Here is a 25,469-nt window from a genome sequence, read left to right on the forward strand (position 1 = left end):
ATAAAAAGAGCGGTAATTAATTTTATCGCTCTTTTTTTGCTTTATATTTTAATCTAAAATGGCTTAACTGCAAAGGGCGCAATCCCAATAGCTATCGGGATACCCTAAGTTCGCAAAGCTTATAAAAACGTTGCGTGCTTTGCGGTTAAATTCTCTTTATCTGCATTATACCATACCTTTCTATATCGCTACGCTGTAGCGCTACCCAATCCCTTTAAATTTGCTATAAATATGATACTCCACTGGAGCAATTATGTATCATATTTTCTAAACTTTCAAAAAAACAGTAATGCATGCTAAGTTCACAGAGTATATAAAAAATACAACACTTTGCGAACTTTACGATTTTTTACGAAATCTTACTTATAAAAACGTTGCGTGCTTTGCGGTTAAATTCGTTTAGTGTGTTATACGACAAATCTTATACTGCCATACAGAGAACAAATCAATAAACTCTAATTTATAAATGCTTTTAAAAGTGGGCAATTATACTGTTTAAATGTTTTTGTTGTATTATACACCGAATAAAAATCTACTATTTCTTTTCCTGATTTAAAAGCAGCTTGTTCTTCGTGTGAAATATCAAAATCCCTATAGTAATCATAATAATTGCATTCAAAGATCATTAAACTTGCCAATGCCTTTTCTTCTTTATTTTTAGACATTTTCAATGCCTTTTCATAATACATTTTGGCCAGCGTACATCGATAATAATTTGAATTTTGATATTTCATTTCGGCATCATAATTATTCTCTCCGTAAACATAATCCGAATAATTCTCTCCTCCAGACGTCCAATCATAAGCTAGCATCATCCAGGAATTCCCCCAATAAGAAACATTAAAATAAGCATGCGCCAAAAGTAAGTTGCTTGTTGGTGTATTTTCTTTTTTCAACTCAATTAGTTTAGCTACAAATTCCGCTTTATTAAAACGATAATTAAACTTTCTTTCTTTAGCTTTTTTCAACACTTTAGGAACAAAAGGATCTTCGTTAAGATAATTTTTATACTCATAATTTTTCTGCCAGAAATTAGATGGCATACTTGCAAAGACCTGATAAGCTATAGCTAGATTATTTTTTCTAAAAGCTATCGTTCCTTTTACATCTCTATAAAAATTTACATCTGGTGCTGTTGTTCCTGCACAGATATATTTCTCAAACGGTGTTTTATCTTCTTTTTGATACAATGCTATTAAATCGTCCATATCTTCAAGAGTTGCATATCTCTCGAAGTAACCTGTATATTCGTAAAAAGATGGTGTGTAATAATACCAAGAATCCGTTGCTTCTTTTTTAAGATTAGATTTTAAAAATAATAAACCTGCTGTTGTTTTATCTCCTTGTTTAGAAAATTCATCACTTGCAATCCTATACAAACTATACAGATTTTTAAGCAAGCTATTATCTTCTTGAACTAAATCTTCTATTGCATTAAAATAATTAAAAAGATTGTTTTGGGTATCTTTCTCTTTCAAGTTATCTTGTTTTAAAGCCACAAGAGCCAATTGAATATTTTTTTGTAATTGGATCGAAACATTAGCCTTAACAGAAATCATGTTGACATATTTTTTTCCTAAGTCTATTTCGTCATCTATAAAGCACAATTGTGAAATAGCCGATGCCATAAAATCTTTTTGCTCTCCAGAAACCTTGCTATGAGCATCAATTAAAAACTGTTTTAACTCTCTTAGATAAAAAATGTCTTTATTAAAATTCTCTGCTTTGGCTTTTTCATAATTATCATACCAGCTCATTTGATTAAAACTTACCGCAGGAATTTTATTGGATGAATATTTGGGAGTAAAAATCCAATCTTCGAGTTTATTAATTTCTCTTTGAACCAAAAAACTAAAATAAACACTATTAGAGTCAAGACTATACACTTGTTTCATTGTATTTAAGTCTGGTGCAGGATTACGCATGCTTTCGATTATCAAAATCATGTTTCGTTCTTCATCATTTTTTGCCAATCGCAATGTAGCGGCTGTTTGTTTAAAATTATAATGCTGCATTACAGCATATGTTTTATCATCGCAAGTAGCAAAAACTTTACTCAGTAAATAATTTTGAAGAGGATAATCATCAATACACAATGCTTTATAATACAGAGCCCAAGGCTCTAAAATCGTGTTTTTATTATTCGCAAAATATGTATCGTATAAACTAATTACCTCTGCTTTATCTGAACTATAAAAACGATCTCTAAGAATAAGAAATGCATATCGCTGTTTCAGAAAAGCATCTTTGGCTGACAAAATCTTTTGATTATAATCACCTATTGCAACTGTGTTTACATTTTCCTGGTAACTGTTTATACTACCCCAAGATTCCCATTTTGAACTTGGAATATTATTATACTCTAATTTTTTTGCAAATACTAAATAATCCAAAAAGGGTTTGTTTTTTAAACGCAACAAAGTTGCGATAAAAGTATTCTTTGCAAAAACTTGCTTTAAAGTGTGGTTTTTATAAGCTGCTTGGAATTTATCAGAATCAGTTTCGTATAAAATTGTATAAATATCTGCTGTAGAAACGTTTGTACCTATTTTCTTTTGCCATTCCAGACAATTTAATTCCTGATCTCTATTAGAAACTTGGCTAACCTCATGATAACTATTTGCAGAATAACAAAAATAATGCAACTTCAAGAAACCTTCTCTTTCTGATTTAAACAAGGCTAGGCGACTCGTTTCTGCCGATTCATACCATCCGCAAGCAAACGAAGCCTGAAAAGCAAACAATAAAATTAAGCTACTGAAAATGCGCGTAATATCCGGATATGTTTTTGATTCCATAATCATGGATGTATTTTTTATCAAAAGAAAAGAAAGTAACCTTTGTATGATTATCAAATGGTATTCTGTTTTTTATGATCGAAATCATTTTTTTTATCTCTTCATCCGAGATTTTTTCAATTCTAATCTCATCTCCATTTCGTAAATACGTCTGCCCTATTAAAACATCATCCTGAAGCAGGTATTTGTTGTTTGCTATTTTTTTAATTCTTGATGTGTCTTTAATAAATTGCTCATAGTCGGATATAATACCTTTAAATTGATTTCCTCGAAAAACAACCGACCAGCTATATAAGGGCAATGCAATGTCTAACCCCAGATCATAATCACTATGTGTTATGTATTTTTCTAATTCATCGCTTGTTCCTATAGAATTTTTGGTTTTGTAATCATTAGGACTTGATAAATTATAACACATTAATAACCCTCTATCTACAGGAGGAACTCCTGCTTTTTCACAATATTTATATTGCCATAATCGAATCGTCGCAGCTAATTGAGAACTTTTAAATTCTTTTTTAATCTGTTGCAATAAATAAAAATAATTATCCTTGGATTTTTCTGTCCAATCACAATCAATTAAAATCTCTTCAAAATTTGATTTTAATTTAGCTAATTCAATTTCTTTTATGGAATCTAAATTTAAAGTTTTTTTAACCTTTTGCTTTTCATAATTTGAGTAAACAATAGTACTGGCAATTTTATCCGCTTTTTCTTTATTATAATTAAGCCCTATTTCTTTTATTCTTTTCTGAATTTTTTTGGCCAAACTATCCAATTGATCTTTACTCGCCTTCAAAACAACATCATTGGTAATAAAAATACTTGGTGTAATTTTCAGATTGCTTTCATTAAAATCCATTCGACTTATTGTTGCAACTGGAAGAGGTTCATTGGTATATGGATTCCAATCCACATCAAAAAACCGCACATACATATGTTTCACATTTAAGTTCTTACAAATAGAATCTTCTTCTTTATCAAAATAAGCACTTGTTTTCCAATAACAGAAAGAACGAACCACTTCTTTCTTTTCATCACATCCAGAGCTATTTATTACCACAAACAACAGTATAATAATTAAGCGTTTCATTTTTTAATACTACTTACAATTTTTGAGCTAAAGTAATGTATAAAAGAATAACGTTATTCATTTTTTTCAACAATTTCAAGTTTCGATTGTTACCTTTGCAAAAAAAATAAACATGTCAAACATTTATATCGGGTATCACTTTACTATTGAGCCTAAAGAATTAGGTTCAGAAATACTAATTGCCGAATTAGGAGAGAAAGCATTTGAAAGTTTTACTGAAACTGAAACTGGAATTTCTGCATTTGTGCAAAAGGATTTATGGGATGAAACAATTCTAGAAGATATTCATATTTTACAATCGGATGAATTTAAGATTGAATATACATTCGAGGAAATTGAGCAAGTAAATTGGAATGAGGAATGGGAGAAAAACTTCGAACCTATTGATGTTGATGGAAACTGTCATGTTCGTGCTCCATTTCATCCAAAAACAGATGCTGAGTTTGACATTGTAATCGAACCAAAAATGAGTTTTGGAACTGGTCACCACGAAACAACTCATATGATGATTCAGCATTTATTAGAAATGGATGTTAACGGTTTAAAAACCTTAGACATGGGTTGTGGAACTGCTATTCTTGCTATTCTTGCCGAAATGAAAGGTGCTCAGCCTATTGACGCAATTGACATTGATAATTGGTGCTATTTAAACTCTATAGAGAATGCTGAACGCAATAATTGCAAACATATTACCGTTTACGAAGGTGATGCAGCATTATTAGCTGGTAAAAAATACGATTTAATCATCGCTAATATTAACCGTAATATTTTACTAAATGACATGCAAAGCTATGTTGATTGTCTGAACTCAAAAGGAACCTTATTATTAAGTGGTTTTTATGAAGAAGACATTCCTTATATTGATGCTTCGTGTACAGAAAAAGGGTTGAAATATGTTAAAAAATTTCAAAGAAATAATTGGGTTTCTTTAAAATATGTAAATTTGTAGTTAATTAATTACAACAGTACAAAAACTAAAAAAAATGAGTACTAAAGAAAAAGTAAAAGAAAGAGTTCGGGAAAAAGAAGCAATATCTTTTAATAACGAAATCATCGTTTATAATGACGATGTAAATACTTTTGATCATGTAATAGAAACTTTAATTCGCGTGTGCAATCATACACCCGAACAAGCTGAGCAATGCTCTTTAATTGTACATTACAATGGAAAATGTACCGTAAAAACAGGCAGTATGGATAAATTAAAACCTCAATGTACCCAACTTCTTGAAGCTGGTTTAAGCGCTGAAATAGTTTAATTTTATTATCAATAATCTAAGAAATAGTGTAATTTATTCTATATTTGAATAAAATACACTATTTTTTTTATGGAAGAGTACGGAAAAATACTAATTATTGCAATGCCGATTTTTTTATTATTAATTATAATCGAAAAATCTTATGGTTTATACATAAAACAAGACCATGTTCCTCTTATCGATAGCGTGTCTAGTGTAAGTTCCGGAATTACAAATTCAGTAAAAGATGTTCTTGGTCTTACAATTACTTTTATTTCGTATGAATGGTTGGTTTCTAAAATTGCTATTTATCATATAGAAACTACTGTCCTCACCTATCTTATCGGCTTTTTTGTAATTGATTTTTATGGGTATTGGAGCCATCGTTTATCACACCAAATTAACTTTCTTTGGAACAAACATGCCATCCATCATAGTAGCGAAGAATTTAATCTGGCTTGTGCTTTAAGACAACCCATAGCGAGTTTTGTAAACTTATTTACATTCTTGCTTATTCCTGCTGCATTACTTGGTATCCCTGCTAGTGTTATTGCTATTACATTACCTCTTCATTTGTTTTTACAGTTTTGGTATCATACCAAATATATCAAGAAAATGGGTGTTCTTGAGCATATATTGGTAACTCCATCTCACCACAGAGTTCATCATGCTATAAATCCTGAATATTTAGACAAAAATCACTCACAGATATTTATATTTTGGGATAAACTTTTTGGTACTTTCCAAGAAGAGCTAGAATCTGTTCCGCCTGTTTTTGGAATTACAAGACCCGCAAATACCTGGAACCCAATACGAATTAATTTTCAGCATCTTGCATTAATGATTAGCGATGCGTGGCGTGCTGAAAACTGGAAAGATAAATTTACAATTTGGTTTAAACCAACTGGTTGGCGTCCTGAAAATTTTGAAGAAAAATATCCTGTCAATAAAATAACTGATGTATATAATTATGCTAAATATGGAACAGACAACTCTATAAAACTCGTTTACTGGTCGATTACTCAAGTTATGATAACCCTATTGTTTGTAAGCTATCTTTTTAGCAACATTGCAAAAATTGGTTTCCCAAATATCTTTTATTATGGCTTTTTTATTTTCATAACCATCTACAGTTACACTGAATTAATGGATAAAAATCGTTTTGCCATTTTGTGGGAAAGCCTACGTTTAGTAACTGTTCTGGCAATTATTCTTTATTTTGGAGATTGGTTTGGACTTAATTCTGTTTTTCCTTTTGGCAATATTGTTGTTATCGGATATCATATTATCTCCCTATTAGTCACAATTTATTTTGTGAAAGTTGATTTCAAAAACATAAAACCAGTTCTGGTAAACTCTTAAAAACGAAATATGAAAAGCCCTTTACTCTTAAAATTCTATATTGGTTTTAGTTTTTTTTATCTTTTAATTCTTCTTTATAATCTTGAAAACATTGCTTGGTATTTAAAAGGATTACTTATCCCGATTTTATGGCTTGCTGTTTATTTTTCTGATGAATTCCCTTCTAAAAAAATTCTGCTTGGCGCTTTGTTATTCTCATGGATTGGTGATGTGATTTTATTATTCGCTAATATTGCTGAAATCTATTTTATATTAGGCTTGGTCGCATTTCTAATATCTCACGTTATTTATATCATTCTGTTTAACAAACAAAACAAACCTTACGTTTCTAAAAACAAAGGGGTTTTCTATATTGGCTTAATCGCTATTGTAATTTATTTAGCTTCTATGCTTACTGTTTTATTACCAAAACTTGGTGATTTACAACTTCCTGTGATCGTTTATGCATTAACTATATCAACAATGCTTTTGTATGCTTTTAGCGGGTATTTAATTTGGAAGAAACCTGCAAATACCTACATTCTTGTTGGAGCTATTATTTTTGTCATTTCAGATAGTATTCTGGCAATGGATAAATTTTATGAACCTATTTATAAAAGTTCATTTTTTATCATGCTTACTTATCTTATGGCACAATATCTGATTGTAATTGGTATTTTAAAACTGAATTCAGTAAAAACAAAATAAAGCACTAATAATACGGATTAAAGAGATTTACACAGTTTTTTTGCACGCAGATTTAGCAGATTTTATTTTAATTATATCCAATCACTTTACGAAAGGAACGCGGATTTAACGGATTCGCTAAAGCGAAAACACGGATTAAAACGGATTTTCTCCTTTTCCAGAAACTTTGAGATTGGGATTCTTTTTAAAAAATCCGTTTTAATCCGCGTCTTTACTTTTGTAAATTTATCTCATCTGCGTACTTATATAGGCAATTTAAGTTTAAAACTTTCTTTTAATCTGTGACTAAAAACCATTTATATTTGCATCATAAAACTGCCAAAAATCATGAAAAAAATAGCTCTTTTTATAATCTTACTTATTACTGCTACATCTTGTGTGAGTACAAAATCTACTTTAAAAAATGTAGATGATAATGCGCCAAACTTAACTTTAAACAAAGACAATACGTTTATAATTACAGCATATAGTAAAGACAAGAAGTATGGTTATGACAAAGATTACCCTGTAAATATATTCTATAGAACATCTAAAGATGAAGTCATTAACCAACAACGTTTTTTAAACGCTCTGGCTGGACCAAATGGTGAAAAGATAACGTATACTAAACTCGAAAGTTGCTGTCCTTTCCCTAGCAAAAGAAGCGATATGGGAGCAGGTTTTCTTGATGTTTATGAAATAAAATGGGAAGGACAAAAAAAACCAATCAATTTATATCTTAATATCTACGAAAAAGGAGTTTTGATGGTTCCGCTTGGATTGACTTTAAAAAAATAGAAGAAAGACCTAAAGAGGAAAGAAACAAGACCAGGAGAAACAAAACTTAAAGATGATAGACTTGAAAGAGAACGATTCTTTTTAAAACTATAAAATGCTAAATATTGCACCTTTTATTTTAATAATTTTACCTACACTATTTCAATTAATAGTTGGATCAAAAATTATTTTCAGCAAAAAACCAACTAAACTTAAATTTGGAAAAATAAGTTTAATGAGTTTCATTTTCCAAATTATTTTTTCTATTGCAGCTATTTTCATTGCCAATTATAGTCTTTCAAAATATTATAATCAACATTCAAACTCAAGATGCGGAATGCCTTTATTAGGAATTCTAGCGAGTGTTGTTTTTTGTATTATTGTTCTGTGTATTATTATACTTCTTCAATTTTTAATTAAAAAATGGAAAGAAAGAAAAGCTAAATAGGTTGCAAAAAATTAATATGTATCACCTACTCGATTTCAGTTCTCTTTATCCTGATTTTTTTATTTCTAGAGTTCAAATGCTAATTGGCATTCATATTTTTATAAATACGCTGTTTTATCTGGGACAAATTTTGTTTGGGATTTTTTATATAAAACTCTGGAAGACAATAATTGTTAGTGTCAAATGAAATCCTTAATTCTCCTACAAACTAAGAAAAGTATACTTTAAAACACACTAACGATTAGATATGATAAATATCATTAATTAGTTTCTAGCAATGAATTAATATTGCCCTTACTTATTTCACTTTACCTTTATTTTTATAACTGTTCAGTGAACTGAGTTTAAAGTGGAAACCATTTTTAAAAGCTTATTTTTTTTCAGGATTTGCAAAGCAATCAGCTGTGGCTTACGTAAAGAGTGAGAAAAAAGGTTTTAGAGAAAAATAGTACAATGGATAGCAGGAAATGCTCGTTAAAAAATTCCTAATTCTTAATCTGTAAATCGTAAATCATAACTACCTTTGCACTGTCTTAAAAATTCATACTATGAACATACAACATATTCCACAAATTAAACATACTGATAGCGGTAATTTCTTTTTATTAGCTGGGCCTTGTGCCATTGAAGGTGAAGAAATGGCGATGCGTATTGCTGAAAAACTAATTGGTATTACCGACAAACTACAGATTCCTTATGTTTTTAAGGGGTCATTTAAAAAAGCTAACCGTTCTAGAATCGATAGTTTCTCTGGAATTGGTGACGAAAAAGCATTAAAAATTCTAAGAAAAGTTTCTGAAACTTTTCATGTTCCTACTGTAACTGACATTCATACTAATGAGGATGCTGAAATGGCTGCTCAATATGTTGATGTTTTGCAAATTCCTGCATTCTTAGTACGCCAAACAGATCTTGTTGTGGCTGCTGCTAATACTGGAAAGGTAGTAAACTTAAAAAAAGGACAATTTATGAGTCCTGAAAGCATGAAACATGCCGTACAAAAAGTATTGGATTGTAACAACCAAAACGTTATGGTTACTGATCGTGGTACTATGTTTGGTTACCAAGACATGATTGTAGATTATAGAGGAATACCTACTATGCAACAATATGCGACTACAGTTCTTGATGTAACGCATTCATTACAACAGCCGAATCAAACTGTAGGTGTAACTGGCGGAAGACCTGATATGATCGAAACTGTTGCCAAAGCTGGTATTGCAGTAGGTGTTGATGGTATTTTTATCGAAACTCATTTTGACCCGGCTAACGCCAAAAGTGATGGTGCAAACATGTTGCATTTAGACTATTTTGAAGATTTAATGACAAAACTGGTTGCCATCAGAAAAACCATTAATCAATTTTAATTTTAAACTTATTACATTGAAAACTAATTTTATTTTATTTTTCTTGTTGTGTTTTTCAGTAAATACTTTTGCACAAGAACAAATAGCAGTACAAGACAAATACACAGCACATAATAAAGGAAAATTCTTTGTTTCTTGGGGTGGTAACAGAGAAAGTTACAGTAAATCAGACGTTAACTTTAGAGGTAAAGATTACAATTTTACAGTAGAGAATATGTCTGCTCATGATAAACCAAAAGGATGGCATATGGATTATGTTAATCCTGCAAGAATGACCATTCCTCAAACGAATCTACGTTTAGGTTATTTTTTCAGCGATCATTACAGTGTAACGATTGGTGTAGACCACATGAAATATGTAATGAACCAAAATCAAACAGCTAATGTTACTGGTTATATTAATTTACCTGCTGATCAAGCTGGGTCTTATTACAACGGAAATTATAATAGTACACCTGTAGATATGTCTTTACATGGTGCTCAGGAAGGTGGTTCTATTCAGGGAAATCCTCCTGCTTTTTTAATGTACGAACACACAGATGGCTTGAACTATGTTAATACTGAAGTTTCAAGACATGATGATATTTCAAAATGGCTTGGTTTACCTAATACAGATAAATTTCAAGTTAACTTAACCGAAGGTTTAGGTGCTGGAATTTTATTTCCTAAAACAAATACAACACTTCTAGGAAAAGATCGTCATGATGATTTTCACGTTTCTGGATATGGCGTATCTGCAAAAGCGGGAATTAACTTAACTTTCTTCAAACATTTTTATATTCAAGGAGAGTTAAAAGGTGGTTATATCAACATGCAAGACATTAAAACTACTAAAAGTAGTGATGATAGTGCTTCTCAAGACTTTTTCTTTTTCCAGAGAATTATTGCTTTCGGAGGTATCTTCAGAATATAATTTACAAATTCATAAAAAATAGTCATCATTTTATTTGGTGACTATTTTTTTTATCTTTTACTTTGTAATTCAAAGTACTTTATATGGAAGATAAATATTTACAGGATATTACTGAAATAAAAAACATGATGAATAAATCTTCTCAGTTTATTTCATTAAGTGGTTTATCAGGAATTATGGCAGGAATATATGCTCTTATTGGCGCTCATATTGCCAATGGTCTTATTGAGAGTCATGCGGCTTATTATGTAACTCTGGAAAGTAAAACTTTCAAGTTAATTGTATTAACTGCTTTTTTAGTATTATTATTCTCTATTGTAACTGCTGCGATATTAACTGCTAGCAAAGCAAAAAAACAAGGAGAGAAAATATGGAATTCTACTTCGAAAAGAGTATTAGTTAATTTTTTGATTCCACTTGTTACTGGTGGTATTTTCGGCTTACTTTTGCTCCGAAATGGTTATTATGGCTTAATTGCTCCTGTCACTCTCCTATTTTACGGATTAGCTTGTGTAAATGCTAGTAAATATACTTTGAGAGATGTACGCTATTTAGGAATTACTATAATTATTCTGGGGTTAATTGCAACTGAATTCTCTGGTTATGCTTTAGAATTTTGGGCATTAGGTTTTGGTGTTTGCCATATTCTATACGGAAGTATTATGTATTTTAAATACGATAGGAAATAATCTTTATTTGTCATAACTCTAAAAAGTAAAACATGAAAAAATTTAAATACATTTTCGCTGGGGTTACCTTAATCATTAGCTTTTGCTTTGCTTTATACATTACAAAACAGTTTTTCCCGAGCAATCCTTTTTCGAAAACAACAGCTGAAAATCCAAAGTTAAAGGACAATCTTTTGGACAAAATTCATCCGGGCGATTTAATTTTTCAAACCTCAGAATCTAGCCAATGTGAAGCTGTGAGAATTGCTACAAATTCTAAATTTTCTCATTGTGGAATCGTTTATATTTTAGATGGCAAACGTTTTGTTTTTGAAGCTGTACAACCTGTAAAATTAACTCCTCTTGATGAATGGATTCAACATGGTAAGGATCAAGATTTTCTTGTAAAAAGATTAAAAGATACAACTGCTTTAACTCCTATTGCTGTTGAAAAAATGGAGATTTATAGTCGACATTTTCTTAATAGTGACTATGATTCTTATTTTGGTTGGTCTGATGATAAAATGTATTGCTCTGAATTAATTTGGAAAATTTATAAAAATGGAGCTGGTATCGAATTATGCCCATTGCAGAAATTAAAGGATTTTAACCTAACTGATTCAAGAGTTAAAGCTAAATTAAAAGAACGATATGGGAACAATATTCCGCTTGAGGAAGATGTTGTTGCTCCTTCGAACATTGTGGATTCGAAATTATTAAAAACCGTAATTGATACCTATTAAAAATTGAAAAGCATCATTCAAAATATAAATAAAGCCTTTGATCATCGAATTCGACTTGGAATCATGTCTGTATTGATGGTCAATGATTCGGCTGATTTTAGTACTCTGAAAGAGCTTTTAGGCGTTACTGATGGTAACCTGGCTAGTCATGCTAAAGCATTAGAACTAGAAAACTATATAGAGATACAAAAACAATTTATTGGCAAAAAACCCAACACTAGTTATAGGGCTACCAAAGATGGTAAACTTGCATTTGTTGCACATATTGACGCTCTTGAAAAATTGATACAGAAGAAATAACGCCTTTTTTTTACCTTTTAACTTTGAAATACAAAGTACTTTAGAAAAAAACTAACCGAAAAAATATGAAGGATTTATTAATAGAAAAAATGTACGAGTTGTCCCGAAAACCGTATCAGAAATACATGAAAAAAAATGCTCCTTGGGAAATAAACAAAACTGAATTACTTGCCTATCCTGAAGGAAGTTTAGGTTATGGTTTGGGAGATTTTCTTCATAGAAATAATTTTGATATCCAAGCTAAATTAGAAGATCATGACATCATTCATGTTTTAACAAATACAGGGATCTCGGTTATAGATGAAATTGGAATGCAATATTATCTTTTGGGTAATCGCAAAAAAAGCTTGTATTTATATATAGTAATTCTATCTGGAACTCTCTTTTATCCAACACAATTTGGGCATTTTATTAAACAATATAAAAGAGGAAAAAAAGCGATGCCTTTTTATTATTTGGATTTCTCCAAAATGTTATCCACTCCTATTCTATCAATTCAAAAAACTTTTAAAATCTAAAACTATGAAAAACTTAATTAATGAAGAAAAATTTGAATGTAGAGCATCAACTGAACTCACCATTGGTAGTCTAATAATTTGTTCGCTCTTTTTTGCACTGCTTCTACTTGTAAAAGACAACTCTTATATCTTGATTGTTGGCTTTCTTTTTACTGTTGCCGCTTTATTTCTTAATGCCATCATGTTATTTCATTTATTAGAGAGCTTCATTTCTCTACCAAACCAAAGGGATTATATAGGACGTAAAATCCTAATTCTATTATCAAACATTCCTATTGCACTTTTATATTATATAATCATTGTTAAACTTAATTTATTATAAAACTTTTAAACAACTTTACCATGGAAACAAACGAAACTCCAAAACCAGCTTCAATTTTTCAGTCTAATACTGCCAAGATGATTATGGTAGGATTGCTTACTTTATTTTTACTAATCCCTCTGGAATATGTAAAGAATTTAATCTCAGAGCGCTCTTATAGACAAAACGATGTTATTGCCGAAATCAATGATAAATGGGGAGAAAGTGTCTATATCTATGGGCCGATATTAAAGATTCCGTATACATCTTATCAAGAAACCGTAACCATAAACGAAAAAACGAAAGAAACAGTAAAGCAAAAAGTTGCTTCTACTAAATATGCCTATTTTTTTCCTCAAGAATTAAATATCAATTCTAGCATTGACACCAAAATACTCAATCGAAACAATTACGAATCGGCTGTATTTACAACGAATATGCTTTTTAAAGGGAACTACGTTCAACCTGATTTTAGCAGTAAGAATATTGCTCCAGAAACTATTCAATGGGACAAAGCAACTATTTTAATTAAAACTACTAATCTAAAAAGCATTAAAGAGGAAGTTAAAATTAAATTCGGTGACACTAACTATGTTTTTGAACCAGTATATAATTCGTCTAAATCGGATACTACTGAAGCGCTTGAAACGGGTTACATTGATTTAACAAAAATACTATCGGCTCCTAAAACTGATTATAGTTTTGGTATTACTTACAATGGTAGCAAGCAAATTAAAATTGTTCCGATTGGAAAAACTACCAATGTTGGAATGAAATCTAATTGGGCTTCTCCTAGTTTTACTGGTAATTTCTTACCTGATGATAAAACAAAAAAGATAAGTGAAACTGGTTTTACAGCAAATTGGAAAATCTTGCATATCAACAGAGCATTCTCTCAACAAGCTTTTGATATTTTGCCTGATTTAAGTTCGTATAGTTTCGGGGTTGACTTTGTGATTCCTGTTGATCAATACCAACAAAATGAGCGTGCCTCTAAATATGGTTTTCTTGTTATTGGACTTACATTTTTAATTTTCTTTTTAATTCAAAACATGAGCAAAATTAGTATTCATATTTTTCAATACTCCATGATTGGTTTGGCTCTTATTATGTTTTATACTTTATTGATTTCAATAACCGAACATAGCAATTTTACCAAAGCGTATATTTTATCAGGAATAGCCGTTATATCGCTTATTACTGCATATTCATTCTCGATTTTAAAGAATAAAAAGTTTCCGATATTCATTGGGTTTTCACTCACCGGATTATACACTTTTATTTATGTTATTATTCAATTAGAGAATTATGCATTGTTAGTAGGTAGCGTAGGGTTGTTTTTAATTCTTGCAGCCGTAATGTACTTTTCTAGAAAGATAGATTGGGGGAAATAATATAATCAATATAAAAGACAAAAGCCACTTAATTATTTAAGCGGCTTTTGTTTTATTTATAAATAGTGAGACTATTTTGTCAAGATTCCGTTTTGATCAATAAGATACACTAATGAAGCCATTGTTGCTGCTCCTAGTTCTAGTTCTCTTTTGTTTATTGCATCAAATTTGTCATTGGCTGCATGGTGATAATCAAAGTAACGTTGCGAATCTGGCTTTAGTCCTGCTTTTACAAGTGGTTTGGCTGATGTTAAATGTCCAATATCTGATCCGCTATGCCCTTTTACAAAACTATGGATTAAGTAAGGTTCAAATAAACCTTTATAGCTTTCAATTTTCTTAAAGTTTTCATCATCTGTTTCAAATGAGAAACCTCTTGGACTGAATCCTCCTGAATCACTCTCTAATGCAAAAATATGGTTCTCTTTATTTTTCTGTGCCATTTCTTCATACATAGCTCCTCCTCTACCTCCATTTTCTTCATTCATAAACAAGACTACACGAATTGTATTTTTAGGTTTATATCCTAAGTTTTTAAGGATACGCACTACTTCCATACTTTGTACTACTCCTGCTCCATCGTCGTGTGAACCATCGGCTAAATCCCAAGAATCAAGATGTCCTCCAACAATCATAATGTTTTGCGGATTCTCAGTTCCTTTCATTTCTCCTATTACGTTATGAGACAATACATCTGGTAATTGCTCGCAAGATTGCTTGAAATAAAACTTTAACGTTGGGTTTTTCTTTAAAGATTTACTTAATAATTCAGCTCCATTTGTACTTATTGCAGCCGTTGGTATGTATTCTGATTTTGGCAAATCCCCATAACTTTGTGTTCCTGTATGTGGAAAATCATCTAATCTCAAATTCATAGAACGTACAATTGTTCCTACTGCTCCAAATTTAGCTGCTTCTTTTGCTCCTGCATATCTTTGATCTACACAACCTCCGTATGATTTAAATGTTTCAACATTTTCAGGATCCATTGGTCGGTTAAAGAAGACTATTTTACCTTTTACTTTGGCTCCTAATTCATTTAATTCTTTAATTCCTTGCACTTCGATTACTTCTGCTGTAATTCCTGTTTTTGGTGTAGCTATAGATCCTCCCAAAGCTGTAATTGGCACTACAGTTTTTGTTTTATTGTCTAAAATATAAGCTGTTTCTTTTTCTCCACGAACCCAATGTGGCACCATTACTTCTTGAAGATATACTCTATCCAGACCTATACTTTCTAACTGATTTTTTGTGTATTGAACTGCTTCTGCTGCATTTGTAGATCCTGATAAACGACCTCCAATATCATTAGATAGATATTCTAACCAAGTATAACATTTAGATTGTGTTAAAGCTGCTTTGTAAATTAATTTAATGTTCTTTTCATCTGGTGTTTGCGCGTATGACATTAACCCACTTAAAAGTAAAAGAGTCAATAAAGATGTTTTTCTCATTGGTTATATAGCATTTTGTTTGGTTAATTATTCTAATTTTAACTTTATTCTAATCAGTTTCACAAAGAAACAAAATTCTTTATAACTCCGCTAGATTTTAAAGAACCTTTTCTGAAGATTAAATGTAAATTAATCCGTTGGTACAATTACTTCATCTGTTCGCTTAGCTCATATTTAACACATAGAAACATAGTTTTTATGCGTTAAAAAGAGACCAAAAAAGAAATATATTTCTTTCACATAGCTCTAACTATATGCATTTAAAACAAGTATAACGCCTTTTTTTGACCGTACAAAACTATGTTTCTATGTGTTAAAATTAATTGAATTTAACGGGTTAAATTATTTTACTACTATAATCTGATTTTTCTCTGCGATACCATTCTCATTAAAAGCTTCAATAGTAAAATAATATTTTGTTCCTTTATCTAAACCTCTAAAATCATACTTACTTTCATCATAAACCATTATGCTGTTGTATAATTTATCAGGTGTGATTCCGTAATAAATGGTATATCCTATTGCATCTGATTGTTTTTTCCAATGAAGCATTGCATTACGAGAGTCTATAGAACTTCTATCTACTTTAAATTCAGAAACTGGTTTTGGTTTTTCTAACAATCCGTTTCCAAAAACTCTAAAATCTGAAACTGCAAATAATCCTGAAGCGTTATGGATATTCACCATTTTTATATAACGCGCATTAATTGGTTTTGTTAGCTCAACATAATCATGCGGTACATCTTTGTCATTCTTAGACTTATCTACAACCAAAGTCCAATTTACAGCATCGTCGGACATAAATATCTTATACTGATAATAGATATCCATTGCCTTATTGTATTGTGTTGCTTTATGATCCGCATAGTTTATTTGCAACGCCTTTATTTGCATTTTTCTTCCTAAATCGAGCTGTAGCCATTCGCCGGGATTACTCGTTTTTGCCGACCAATAGGTTTGAATATCTTCATCGGTCAAATTCTTAGCATCATAACATATTTTCTCAAATACTTTTTTCCCTCCGTTGTCGACTCTATGGGTTTGAACTTCCATACATTCTTCTGAAGAAGAAACGGTTACTGGCTTTTTATACGAAAGTAACATCCAGCCTGAATAAGCTCCTTTAGTTTGATCTCGCTGTTTTGTTGGTAATACTATTGGAAAATCTCCGTATGATGTAATAGAATACATTATGTCATCTTTATCAAATCCTGCTGGGAACATATCGATACGACGTTCAAAACGGTCTTTTATTGAAATTTTGCAGGTCCCTGTATTCCAATAGTTACCATAATTATCGGCAAAGGTATTTCCGTGGCCTGCTCCTATTACAAATCCTCCTGGTTTATATGACATCGGGTTGTGTTTTTGGTAAACAAATGGGCCTAGCGGATGATCTCCTACATGTACTCCATTGGCATATCCTTTAAACTCGGTAGCTGGTGCTCCATATTGCATATAATATTTTCCGTTGTGTTTGGTCATCCAAGCTCCTTCTATAAAATTACCCCAAGGTGCTGGTTCCATATCATTATTGGGTCCAAAACGTTCCCATCCGTGATTTGCTGGATCTAAACCTACAACTTCTTTTATCTCGCCATATGGACGCTGAATATCCTCTACTTCGGTTGCTGCGTAAAGCTTCGCATAATCTGCCTGATTTCCTACTGGAAGCCATGTTTTATAATCTACTTCGATACCAACTAAAGGCAATTTTCCGCTTGAGCCATAATACATGTACACTTTTTTATCATCGTCCTGAAAAATTGCAGGATCCCAAGTTGGCAACATCGCAGTATCTACGTGTCTTGTCCATCGTCCTGATTTTGGATCAGCAGTTTTCCAAACCGGATGATCTTTTTTCCATGTTGATCCTACATAAAATAAAGTGTCATTTACTACCCAAGCTGCGGGTGCACACTGATCATCATCGGCTGGACGTCTCTGAAAACTTCCATAAACAAATTCCCAATTGGACATATCTTTACTCCAAAAGAATCCTGCTTGATTGGTACCAAATAAATAATATTCGTTTTTATAGGTAATAATTACCGGATCGGCGCTAGAACGGCGAGATTCGGGAATTCCGTTATGATTTTCGGTTGTATAATTGTATCCAATGTTTACTGGATTACAATACGTTGTTGCTGGTTTATTGGGATCAAACCATTCTGTTTTTCCAAAAAAATTCGTTTTCGGCTCTGATGTATGAATTTTACATCCTACCAAAAGCAATAAAAGTGCTGCTATTGAATACAGTTTACAACTATTTTTCATCATCTCGTTTTATAATTTATATATAATTTTAGTAGAATCTAATATGTTAGGCATCATCCATAAAACTTTATTTAACGCATAGAAACATAGATTCTATCTATAAAAAAGATGGAAAAAAGAAATACATTTCTTTCACATAACTAGTACTATGTGCTTTTTAAATAAGTAAAACACCTATTTTGAGCGTACAAAATCTATGTCTTTATGTGTTAAAATTAATTACTCCAAAAAATTAGAATCTTATAAAAAAATCTATTTTTTAATCTTTATTCTTTCGCTTAATAGCTCTGGCTCGTTGGTTGTTATATAATTAAAATTATTCTCTATAATCCAATCCATATCACTGACGTCATTAACCGTCCAAACATTTAAAGTGATATTATTATCCTTTGCTTCTTTTATCCAATCTGGATGTTTTTTAAAAACTGAATAATGATAATCAACTCCAGTAATTTTATCTAATTTTACCTCTTTTGGTGATTTATTACCTTCTAGATATTGTAATGTTGTTTTAGAATCCACTGCTCTAATTTGCTTCAAAATTTCATAATCAAAACTGATATAAGTAGTTATTTTTTCTGCTTTAAGACTCCTTACTATTTCAACAGCTTTTAGAGCAATTTTTTTTCCTCTCTCCTTACTTACGCCCGAAGGTTTTATTTCGCATACCAAAGTTGTATGCTTATTATTTTTTTGTCCTTCTAATATATACTCTCGTAGCGTTGGTAACTTTTCTCCATTAGAGAGTTTAAACTTTATTAAGTCGGCATATTTTGTTTCTTCAACAATTAGTTTATTATAATGTGGGTCGTGATTTATTACAAGCGAATCATCAACTGTCATGACTACATCAAATTCTGATCCTACTGCTTTTAAATCAATAGCATGCCTAAGTGCTGCAATTGAGTTTTCTGGCAAATTATTTTTTTTCCATGCTCCTCGATGTGCAACAATTCCATTTTTTGTGATATTACAAGAAGTGAAAACAAATATTGTTAGCATAAAAACTGCTGCTCTAAATATTTTACTAGTATTCATTGTAGAGATTTTTAAGGTTAAAATAGTTAATAGTTAGCGCGTTTACTTAAAACTGCTCATTTTAAGTTAAAAAAAAGGCCCTTCGAAACCAATAACGAAGGGCCAAACACGAATCAATCAAACCAACCAATTACTTGATTAACTCAAAACTAACTTTCTTCTCCGCATTTGAGTCAGTTCCAACAAATACGTCGAATTGTCCTGGCTCAGCAATAAATTTTAAATCAGAATTGTAAAATTTCAAATCTTCAACAGTAATTTCGAAATTCACAGTTCTTTTTTCTCCTTTTTTAAGGTCAATTTTTTGGAATCCTTTAAGTTCTCTTACTGGTCTTGTAACTGATCCTACTAAATCTCTTATGTATAATTGAACTACTTCTTTTCCATCAAAATTTCCTGTATTTGTAACATCAACAGTAACATTTAATTTTCCTGTGAAGTTCATTTTATCAGATGAAATTTTCAAGTTTGAGTAATCAAAAGTCGTATAACTTAATCCGTAACCAAAAGCGTATAGAGGCTCGTTTCTTTCATCAATAAAGTTTGATCTGAATTTCTCAAATTTACCTTCTTTGTTTACTAATGGTCTTCCTGTATTTTTTTGATTATAATAAATTGGCACTTGTCCTACGCTCCTTGGGAACGTAGATGTTAATTTCCCTGAAGGATTTTCATCTCCAAATAAAACATCTGCAATTGCATGTCCTGCTTCACTTCCTGCAAACCAAACATTAAGAATTGCTGGAACAGTTTCGCTTTCTTCTTTTATTACTAACGGGCGACCATCAAATAAAACTACAACAACTGGTTTTCCTGTTTTTAATAATGCTTGCAATAAATCTTTTTGCGCTTGCGGAATTTCTAAGTTAGTTCTACTACTGCTCTCTCCACTCATTTCTGCAGATTCTCCTATTGCCGCTACAATTACATCTGATTGAGAAGCTACTTTTAAAGCCTCTGCAAGCAACTCTTCTTTAGTTCTATCATCACGATATAATGTTTTACCAAACATGGTTGCATTTTTTTCAAATTCAGCATCGTAGTCTAGATTACTTCCTTTTGCATAAAGTACGTTTGTGGACTTACCTGCAACGTCTTTGATTCCTGCTAATAATGAAATAGCAGTTTTCATATTTGTAGCAACACTCCAAGTACCTGGCATATTTTCTTTAGCATCTGCCAATGGTCCAATTACTGCAATTGTTCCTGATTTTTTTAAAGGCAAAAATTGATTTTCGTTTTTTAATAAAACCAATGATTGTGAAGCTATTTTTCTTGCTTCGGCTCTATGGCTTGCTGTGAAAATCTCTGTTTTAGCTCTCTTTGGATCACAATATTTATACGGATCTTCAAACAATCCTAAATCGTATTTTGCTTCAAGTATAAGACGTACGGCATTGTCTAATTGTGCCATACTTACTTTATTCTCTGCCAATGATTTTTTTAATGTAGTAAGAAATCCTTCTCCTACCATATCCATTTCTACACCTGCATTTAATGCCAATGCTGATACGGTTTGTAAATCACCCATTCCATGATCAATCATTTCAGGAATTCCTGTATAATCTGTAACTACAAATCCTTTAAAACCCCATTCTTTTCTTAAAACATCTGTCATAAGCCATTTACTTCCTGTTGCAGGAATTCCATCAACTTCATTAAAAGAGGCCATAACTGAACCTACTCCTGCATCTACAGCTGCTTTATATGGAGGGAAATATTCATTATACATTCTTATTTTACTCATATCTACCGTATTGTAATCACGTCCTGCTTCTGGCGCACCATATAAAGCAAAATGTTTTACACATGATAAAATGGTATTGTTTTTTGAAAGATCGTGTTGTTGGTATCCATTTACCATCGCTTTTGCAATTTCGCTACCTAAGTATGGATCTTCTCCTGAACCTTCAGAAACTCTACCCCAACGTGGATCACGAGAAATATCTACCATTGGTGAGAATGTCCAGTTAATACCATCGGCACTAGCCTCTTTTGCAGCAATTTGAGCACTTCTTTCTATCGCTTTCATATCCCAAATACAAGATAATCCTAGTGGTATCGGGAATGTAGTTTCATAACCATGAATAACATCCATTCCAAAAAGCAATGGAATTTTCAATCGGCTTTTTTCGACTGCAATTTTTTGTACTTCTTTTATTTTTTGAACTGATTTAATATTGAATAAACCTCCTACTTTACCTTCTTCAATATTTTTAGCAACATTAGAACTATTAGCCTGACCTGTTGTTATATCTCCCGAGGTTGGTAAATTTAACTGTCCGATTTTTTCATCTACTGTCATTTTTGACATCAACTCTGAAACGAACTCTGATCTTGGCTTAATTTTTACAGTTTTTTTGGCTTCTTTTTTTTGAGCATAACTCATAAAAGCACATCCTAAAAAGAGTATTACTAATTTGTTTTTCATTCTATAATTTTTATTTATTTCTTACTTGTTTAAACATCCAATCATAAATTTCCTGGTTGTCATATACTCTTGACCAACTATCATGACCTGCATCATCAAAAATGGTCAACTCTACATTGCTATTACATTTTTTTAATTCTTTATAAATTGTAATCGCATAATCTATATTCACGACATCATCCATTAATCCATGGAAAATTCGTGTTGGTATCTTTGCTATTTTACAGGTTTGTTCTAATTGTATTAAATCTACAAATCCCGAAATAGGAAATATTGCTGCAAACATATCTGGATGTGCAAAAGCTAGATTCCATGTTCCCCAGCCTCCTAGGCTTAATCCTGTAACATATATTCTATCTGAATCGATATTGTTTTCTTTCTGGATTTTTAATATCAATCGATACAAAACTTCTGCATCCCACTCTTCATTCTCCGGACATTGCGGAGCTAGAACATAAGCATCTAGTTTATGATCTTTTAAATACTTAAATGGACCGTGAATTTTTACTTTCTCTATATCGGTTCCTTTTTCGCCTGAACCATGAAGAAAAATTAGCAATGGTTTTTTCTCTTTTATTTCCGCTGGAATATGCAATGCGTACCCTAGTTCATGCTTATGAATGATTTCGGTTTTGATCTTCCCATTTACAGTTGTTTGAGCAAAAGAAATGAACGAAAATAATAGCGTTACTACTGCTAATTTATGCTTCATATTAAAATTATTTTTCTAGAATCCGTATTTACCTGAGTGGAAACCTAAACCTATCAAGCCTTGTTTTACTTCTGGAGCATTCATAAATAATTCCCATAATAAACCTGAACGATAGTTTTCTAGCATTACTACTTCAGGACCTTGGTCAATTGCTAAATAGCGTTGAGCTGTCCAACCATATTGTAAACTGCTAGCGTCATAAAATCCCGCTACTCCCCAAGTATCCTTTTTATGATTTTCGTATAAATTGCGCATCACTGCAATAGATTCTTTTGGCGTATAAACAATTGAACTTATTGCTGCTGTTGGTGCAATAACTCCTACATCATTACTTGGCATATGTGCATTGTAACCTGTAGTTCCGTCAGAATTCCTAGAGTATGAAGCTGTTAATCCCCAATAATCAGATCCATATCCTTTAAATTTTTTAGGATTCTCTACACAATATTCATAATCGATTTTAACGTGATTTACATTAAGATCCCAATAGTTTGCGTATTTATCGGTTAATTGGTTTGGATCAAGTCCAACATATGAATAATGTGCCCAGAATAAAGGACCTCCAAACTCTTCTGCTCCATTGTGTTTTAGAATTAGGGGAATATTATATTTGGTTTTATCCGTAACTATTCCCCCATTTCTTGCCCAACCTTCGTGGTATTCTTTCGGCGTAATTGGGTGTGTTGGCGAAGCTGCCGCCAGTATGTAAGTAATTAAACATTCGTTATATCCTTCCAGAGGAAAGTTCATTTGCCAGTCGTAAGTAGGCGACCAATGCCAATACAAGAAATTCTTGTTATTGGTGTACCATTTCCAATCTACACCTTTCCAAAGAGCGTCATATTTTTGAGCAACTGCTTTTTCGGCATCTGAACCATTTTTTAAGTATTCGCGAACTGTAATCATTCCGCTAACCAAAAATGAGGTTTCGACTAAATCCCCTCCATTATCTTTTGTTCCAAATGGTTTTACTTTTCCTGTATTTCCATCTATCCAATGCGACCAAGCTCCGTGAAAACGGTCAGCCTTGTCCAAAAAATCAGCTATTTTATTAAGTCTTTCAACACCTTCTTTTTTTGTAATGTACCCTCTTGACATTCCTGACACAATCGCCATTAATCCAAAACCAGAACCTCCGGTCGTAACAACATTAGCATCATTTTCGGGATAAACCCCATCAGGATGATAACGTTCTCTCGCCAATCCCGAGTTTGGTTCAGCATAGTCCCAGAAATACTTAAAGGTTTGTTTTTGCACTACATCCATAAGTTCTTCATCCGATAGTTTTACAACTGCAGGAGTTACTGTTTTGTTTTCTTTTGAATTGTTTGCAGTAGAACCACATCCAAAAAAAACAAAAGACATCAATAAAACTGAAATTCTAATCATTATAAAATTTTATGCAATTAATAAATAATCACTTCCTCCAAAATATGAAGGAAGTGATATTTTGTATTTTAATTAGTAACCAGGGTTTTGTTGAGTCATCCCTTCAGATATTCTTATGAAAGAATCTGGTATAGGAAACAATTCATTTTTGTTTTCGGTAAATACTCTACCATTAGGGAAATATTTACTTTTATCAGCTTTAAAAGCTTCTTTTGCTTGTCCTGTTCTAACTAAATCAAAGAATCTATCAAATTCAAATGCTAATTCGACTCTTCTTTCTTTCCAGATTGCTTTTCTAACATCAGCTTGAGATACTGCAGGTGTATCACCTAATCCAGCTCTTTTTCTGATTTGATTCAACAACGGAATAGCTTCAGAAGTTTGTCCTAATTCATTTAATGCTTCAGCTTTCATTAATAATACTTCTCCATATCTTAAACATTTAATATTAGCATCTGTTTCCCAAGCATCTGTAAAAGCTGAAGAATAGGCTTTAAAGTTATATCTTGGACTAAGAGTCGTATCTATCTCTTTTTTACCATCAACCTCTTTATATAAATGTGGAATAACTCTGCCATCATATAAAGTTGTACCTCTAAAAATAATAGTAGCATCTTTTCTTACATCTCCTGGTTCATACGCATTTAATAAACTCTTAGAAGGCTGATTGAATCCCCAACCCCATGAATTAAGTACTCCTTGCGTGTTTGAATATCCTGATATTCCTCTAATAGGTACTGAACCAACTCCATTTATTTCAAAAATAGATTCTCCATCATTCTCTCCTTCTAATCTAAACATTTTAGCATAATCTGGAGAAATAGAATAACCTGTTACCATATTAGAATAATCTACTACTTTTTGCCATTTTTTCTGGTACAAACTTACTTTTGCTAATAAAGCATAAGCAGCTCCTTTTGACGCTCTTGCTTTTTCGCTTGCAGCATATTCTGATTTGTTAGGTAATGCTGCTATAGCCTCATTTAAATCATTTTCGATAAAAGCATATACTTCCGCAGCAGTTCTACGAGTCAATTGCATTTTTTTATCATCCGCAGATATTGGGAGACTAGATAAATGGTCAACAATAGGAACTCCTCCATAACATTTAACCAAAGTAAAATATAGATAAGCTCTTAAAAATTTGGCTTCTCCCATTAATCTTTTTCTTAAATCAGCATTTGCTTTATCTAATTTAGGAAGGATTGCCAATGCTTGATTACATTTATTTATTCCATCATAATTTGCATTAAATGTACTTTCTGCAGAAGGATTTGATGAATTGTAAGTTAATGCATCCAAAACGTCTTTATCTGTACCAAGATCACTTACTGTTGATCCTTTATCTGCATCATCCGAAGTAATACTCGCTAGTCCTATCCAACCAAATGAACTCATGTCCCAATCTAAAAACTTACTATAAATTGCTGTTACAAATGATTTTGCACCATTATCATTATTAAAAAGTTCAATGTCTTCTGTAGAGACTGTTTCTGTTTGTTTAACATCTAAATAATCATCTGCACATCCAGAAAAAAAGCATGCAGATAATACAAACATTGATATATATATCTTTTTCATA

General features: G+C 31.8%; 22 protein-coding genes. 13 read left to right on the top strand and 9 right to left on the bottom strand.

The window, feature by feature from the left end:
- Positions 1-455 precede the first annotated feature (455 nt).
- Together OIU80_RS04960 and OIU80_RS04965 are read right to left on the bottom strand one after the other, a co-directional pair.
- Positions 456-2,798, bottom strand: coding sequence for a hypothetical protein (locus OIU80_RS04960; RefSeq protein WP_264285948.1), 2,343 nt, complete (start codon positions 2,796-2,798; stop codon positions 456-458).
- Positions 2,755-3,891, bottom strand: a complete 1,137-nt coding sequence (locus OIU80_RS04965; protein WP_264285949.1) for a hypothetical protein — start codon at positions 3,889-3,891, stop codon at positions 2,755-2,757. Before OIU80_RS04965 ends, OIU80_RS04960 begins: the two co-directional genes overlap by 44 nt.
- A 112-nt stretch (positions 3,892-4,003) precedes the next feature.
- On the opposite strand from OIU80_RS04965, the gene prmA reads away from it, so the two are divergent.
- The 13 genes from prmA to creD all read left to right on the top strand — a co-directional run bounded on the left by prmA (position 4,004) and on the right by creD (position 14,586).
- Positions 4,004-4,840: a 50S ribosomal protein L11 methyltransferase gene (gene prmA / locus OIU80_RS04970; RefSeq protein ID WP_264285950.1), complete on the top strand. Its 837-nt coding sequence runs from the start codon at positions 4,004-4,006 to the stop codon at positions 4,838-4,840.
- Between the two features lie 34 nt (positions 4,841-4,874).
- The gene (locus tag OIU80_RS04975) at positions 4,875-5,150 is read left to right on the top strand and encodes an ATP-dependent Clp protease adaptor ClpS (RefSeq protein ID WP_129538052.1); all 276 of its coding nucleotides are present in this window, start codon (positions 4,875-4,877) and stop codon (positions 5,148-5,150) included.
- A gap of 69 nt (positions 5,151-5,219) precedes the next feature.
- Complete coding sequence (locus OIU80_RS04980) at positions 5,220-6,491, top strand: sterol desaturase family protein (protein WP_264285951.1); 1,272 nt, start codon at positions 5,220-5,222, stop codon at positions 6,489-6,491.
- 9 nt (positions 6,492-6,500) lie between these two features.
- A complete protein-coding gene (locus OIU80_RS04985) occupies positions 6,501-7,178 on the top strand; it encodes a lysoplasmalogenase (RefSeq protein WP_264285952.1) in 678 nt (225 codons plus the stop codon).
- 327 nt (positions 7,179-7,505) lie between these two features.
- Complete coding sequence (locus tag OIU80_RS04990) at positions 7,506-7,955, top strand: 2-dehydro-3-deoxyphosphooctonate aldolase (RefSeq protein WP_264285953.1); 450 nt, start codon at positions 7,506-7,508, stop codon at positions 7,953-7,955.
- Between the two features lie 975 nt (positions 7,956-8,930).
- On the top strand, positions 8,931-9,749 hold the full coding sequence (kdsA, locus tag OIU80_RS04995; protein ID WP_195736284.1) for a 3-deoxy-8-phosphooctulonate synthase: 819 nt from the start codon (positions 8,931-8,933) through the stop codon (positions 9,747-9,749).
- Positions 9,750-9,765: 16 nt separating this feature from the next.
- A complete protein-coding gene (locus OIU80_RS05000; RefSeq protein WP_264285954.1) occupies positions 9,766-10,662 on the top strand; it encodes a hypothetical protein in 897 nt (298 codons plus the stop codon).
- 83 nt (positions 10,663-10,745) lie between these two features.
- Positions 10,746-11,351, top strand: coding sequence for a hypothetical protein (locus OIU80_RS05005; protein ID WP_264285955.1), 606 nt, complete (start codon positions 10,746-10,748; stop codon positions 11,349-11,351).
- A gap of 32 nt (positions 11,352-11,383) precedes the next feature.
- Positions 11,384-12,073: a YiiX family permuted papain-like enzyme gene (locus tag OIU80_RS05010; RefSeq protein WP_264285956.1), complete on the top strand. Its 690-nt coding sequence runs from the start codon at positions 11,384-11,386 to the stop codon at positions 12,071-12,073.
- Between the two features lie 3 nt (positions 12,074-12,076).
- Positions 12,077-12,373, top strand: a complete 297-nt coding sequence (locus tag OIU80_RS05015; protein ID WP_035625903.1) for a winged helix-turn-helix domain-containing protein — start codon at positions 12,077-12,079, stop codon at positions 12,371-12,373.
- Between the two features lie 65 nt (positions 12,374-12,438).
- Positions 12,439-12,891, top strand: a complete 453-nt coding sequence (locus OIU80_RS05020) for a hypothetical protein (RefSeq protein ID WP_264285957.1) — start codon at positions 12,439-12,441, stop codon at positions 12,889-12,891.
- Between the two features lie 4 nt (positions 12,892-12,895).
- Positions 12,896-13,213, top strand: coding sequence for a hypothetical protein (locus tag OIU80_RS05025; protein ID WP_264285958.1), 318 nt, complete (start codon positions 12,896-12,898; stop codon positions 13,211-13,213).
- A 20-nt stretch (positions 13,214-13,233) separates the two neighbouring features.
- A complete protein-coding gene (creD, locus tag OIU80_RS05030) occupies positions 13,234-14,586 on the top strand; it encodes a cell envelope integrity protein CreD (RefSeq protein ID WP_264285959.1) in 1,353 nt (450 codons plus the stop codon).
- 71 nt (positions 14,587-14,657) lie between these two features.
- Here the strand turns inward: creD and OIU80_RS05035 are convergent, their stop codons facing one another.
- The 7 genes from OIU80_RS05035 to OIU80_RS05065 all read right to left on the bottom strand — a co-directional run bounded on the left by OIU80_RS05035 (position 14,658) and on the right by OIU80_RS05065 (position 25,468).
- Positions 14,658-16,040: a M20/M25/M40 family metallo-hydrolase gene (locus tag OIU80_RS05035; protein WP_264285960.1), complete on the bottom strand. Its 1,383-nt coding sequence runs from the start codon at positions 16,038-16,040 to the stop codon at positions 14,658-14,660.
- Positions 16,041-16,382: 342 nt separating this feature from the next.
- The gene (locus OIU80_RS05040; protein ID WP_264285961.1) at positions 16,383-18,320 is read right to left on the bottom strand and encodes a discoidin domain-containing protein; all 1,938 of its coding nucleotides are present in this window, start codon (positions 18,318-18,320) and stop codon (positions 16,383-16,385) included.
- 249 nt (positions 18,321-18,569) lie between these two features.
- Positions 18,570-19,355 carry a glycerophosphodiester phosphodiesterase family protein gene (locus OIU80_RS05045; RefSeq protein ID WP_264285962.1) on the bottom strand — a complete coding sequence of 262 codons (786 nt, stop codon included), beginning with the start codon at positions 19,353-19,355 and terminating at the stop codon, positions 18,570-18,572.
- Positions 19,356-19,485: 130 nt separating this feature from the next.
- Complete coding sequence (gene bglX, locus OIU80_RS05050) at positions 19,486-21,786, bottom strand: beta-glucosidase BglX (protein WP_264285963.1); 2,301 nt, start codon at positions 21,784-21,786, stop codon at positions 19,486-19,488.
- A 10-nt stretch (positions 21,787-21,796) separates the two neighbouring features.
- The gene (locus OIU80_RS05055) at positions 21,797-22,498 is read right to left on the bottom strand and encodes a carboxylesterase family protein (protein WP_264285964.1); all 702 of its coding nucleotides are present in this window, start codon (positions 22,496-22,498) and stop codon (positions 21,797-21,799) included.
- A gap of 15 nt (positions 22,499-22,513) precedes the next feature.
- A complete protein-coding gene (locus OIU80_RS05060; RefSeq protein ID WP_264285965.1) occupies positions 22,514-23,887 on the bottom strand; it encodes a glucoamylase family protein in 1,374 nt (457 codons plus the stop codon).
- Between the two features lie 72 nt (positions 23,888-23,959).
- Complete coding sequence (locus tag OIU80_RS05065; protein WP_264285966.1) at positions 23,960-25,468, bottom strand: RagB/SusD family nutrient uptake outer membrane protein; 1,509 nt, start codon at positions 25,466-25,468, stop codon at positions 23,960-23,962.
- Position 25,469: the final 1 nt, after the last annotated feature.

It is taken from the genome of Flavobacterium frigoritolerans, assembly GCF_025847275.1.
GTDB lineage: Bacteria > Bacteroidota > Bacteroidia > Flavobacteriales > Flavobacteriaceae > Flavobacterium > Flavobacterium frigoritolerans.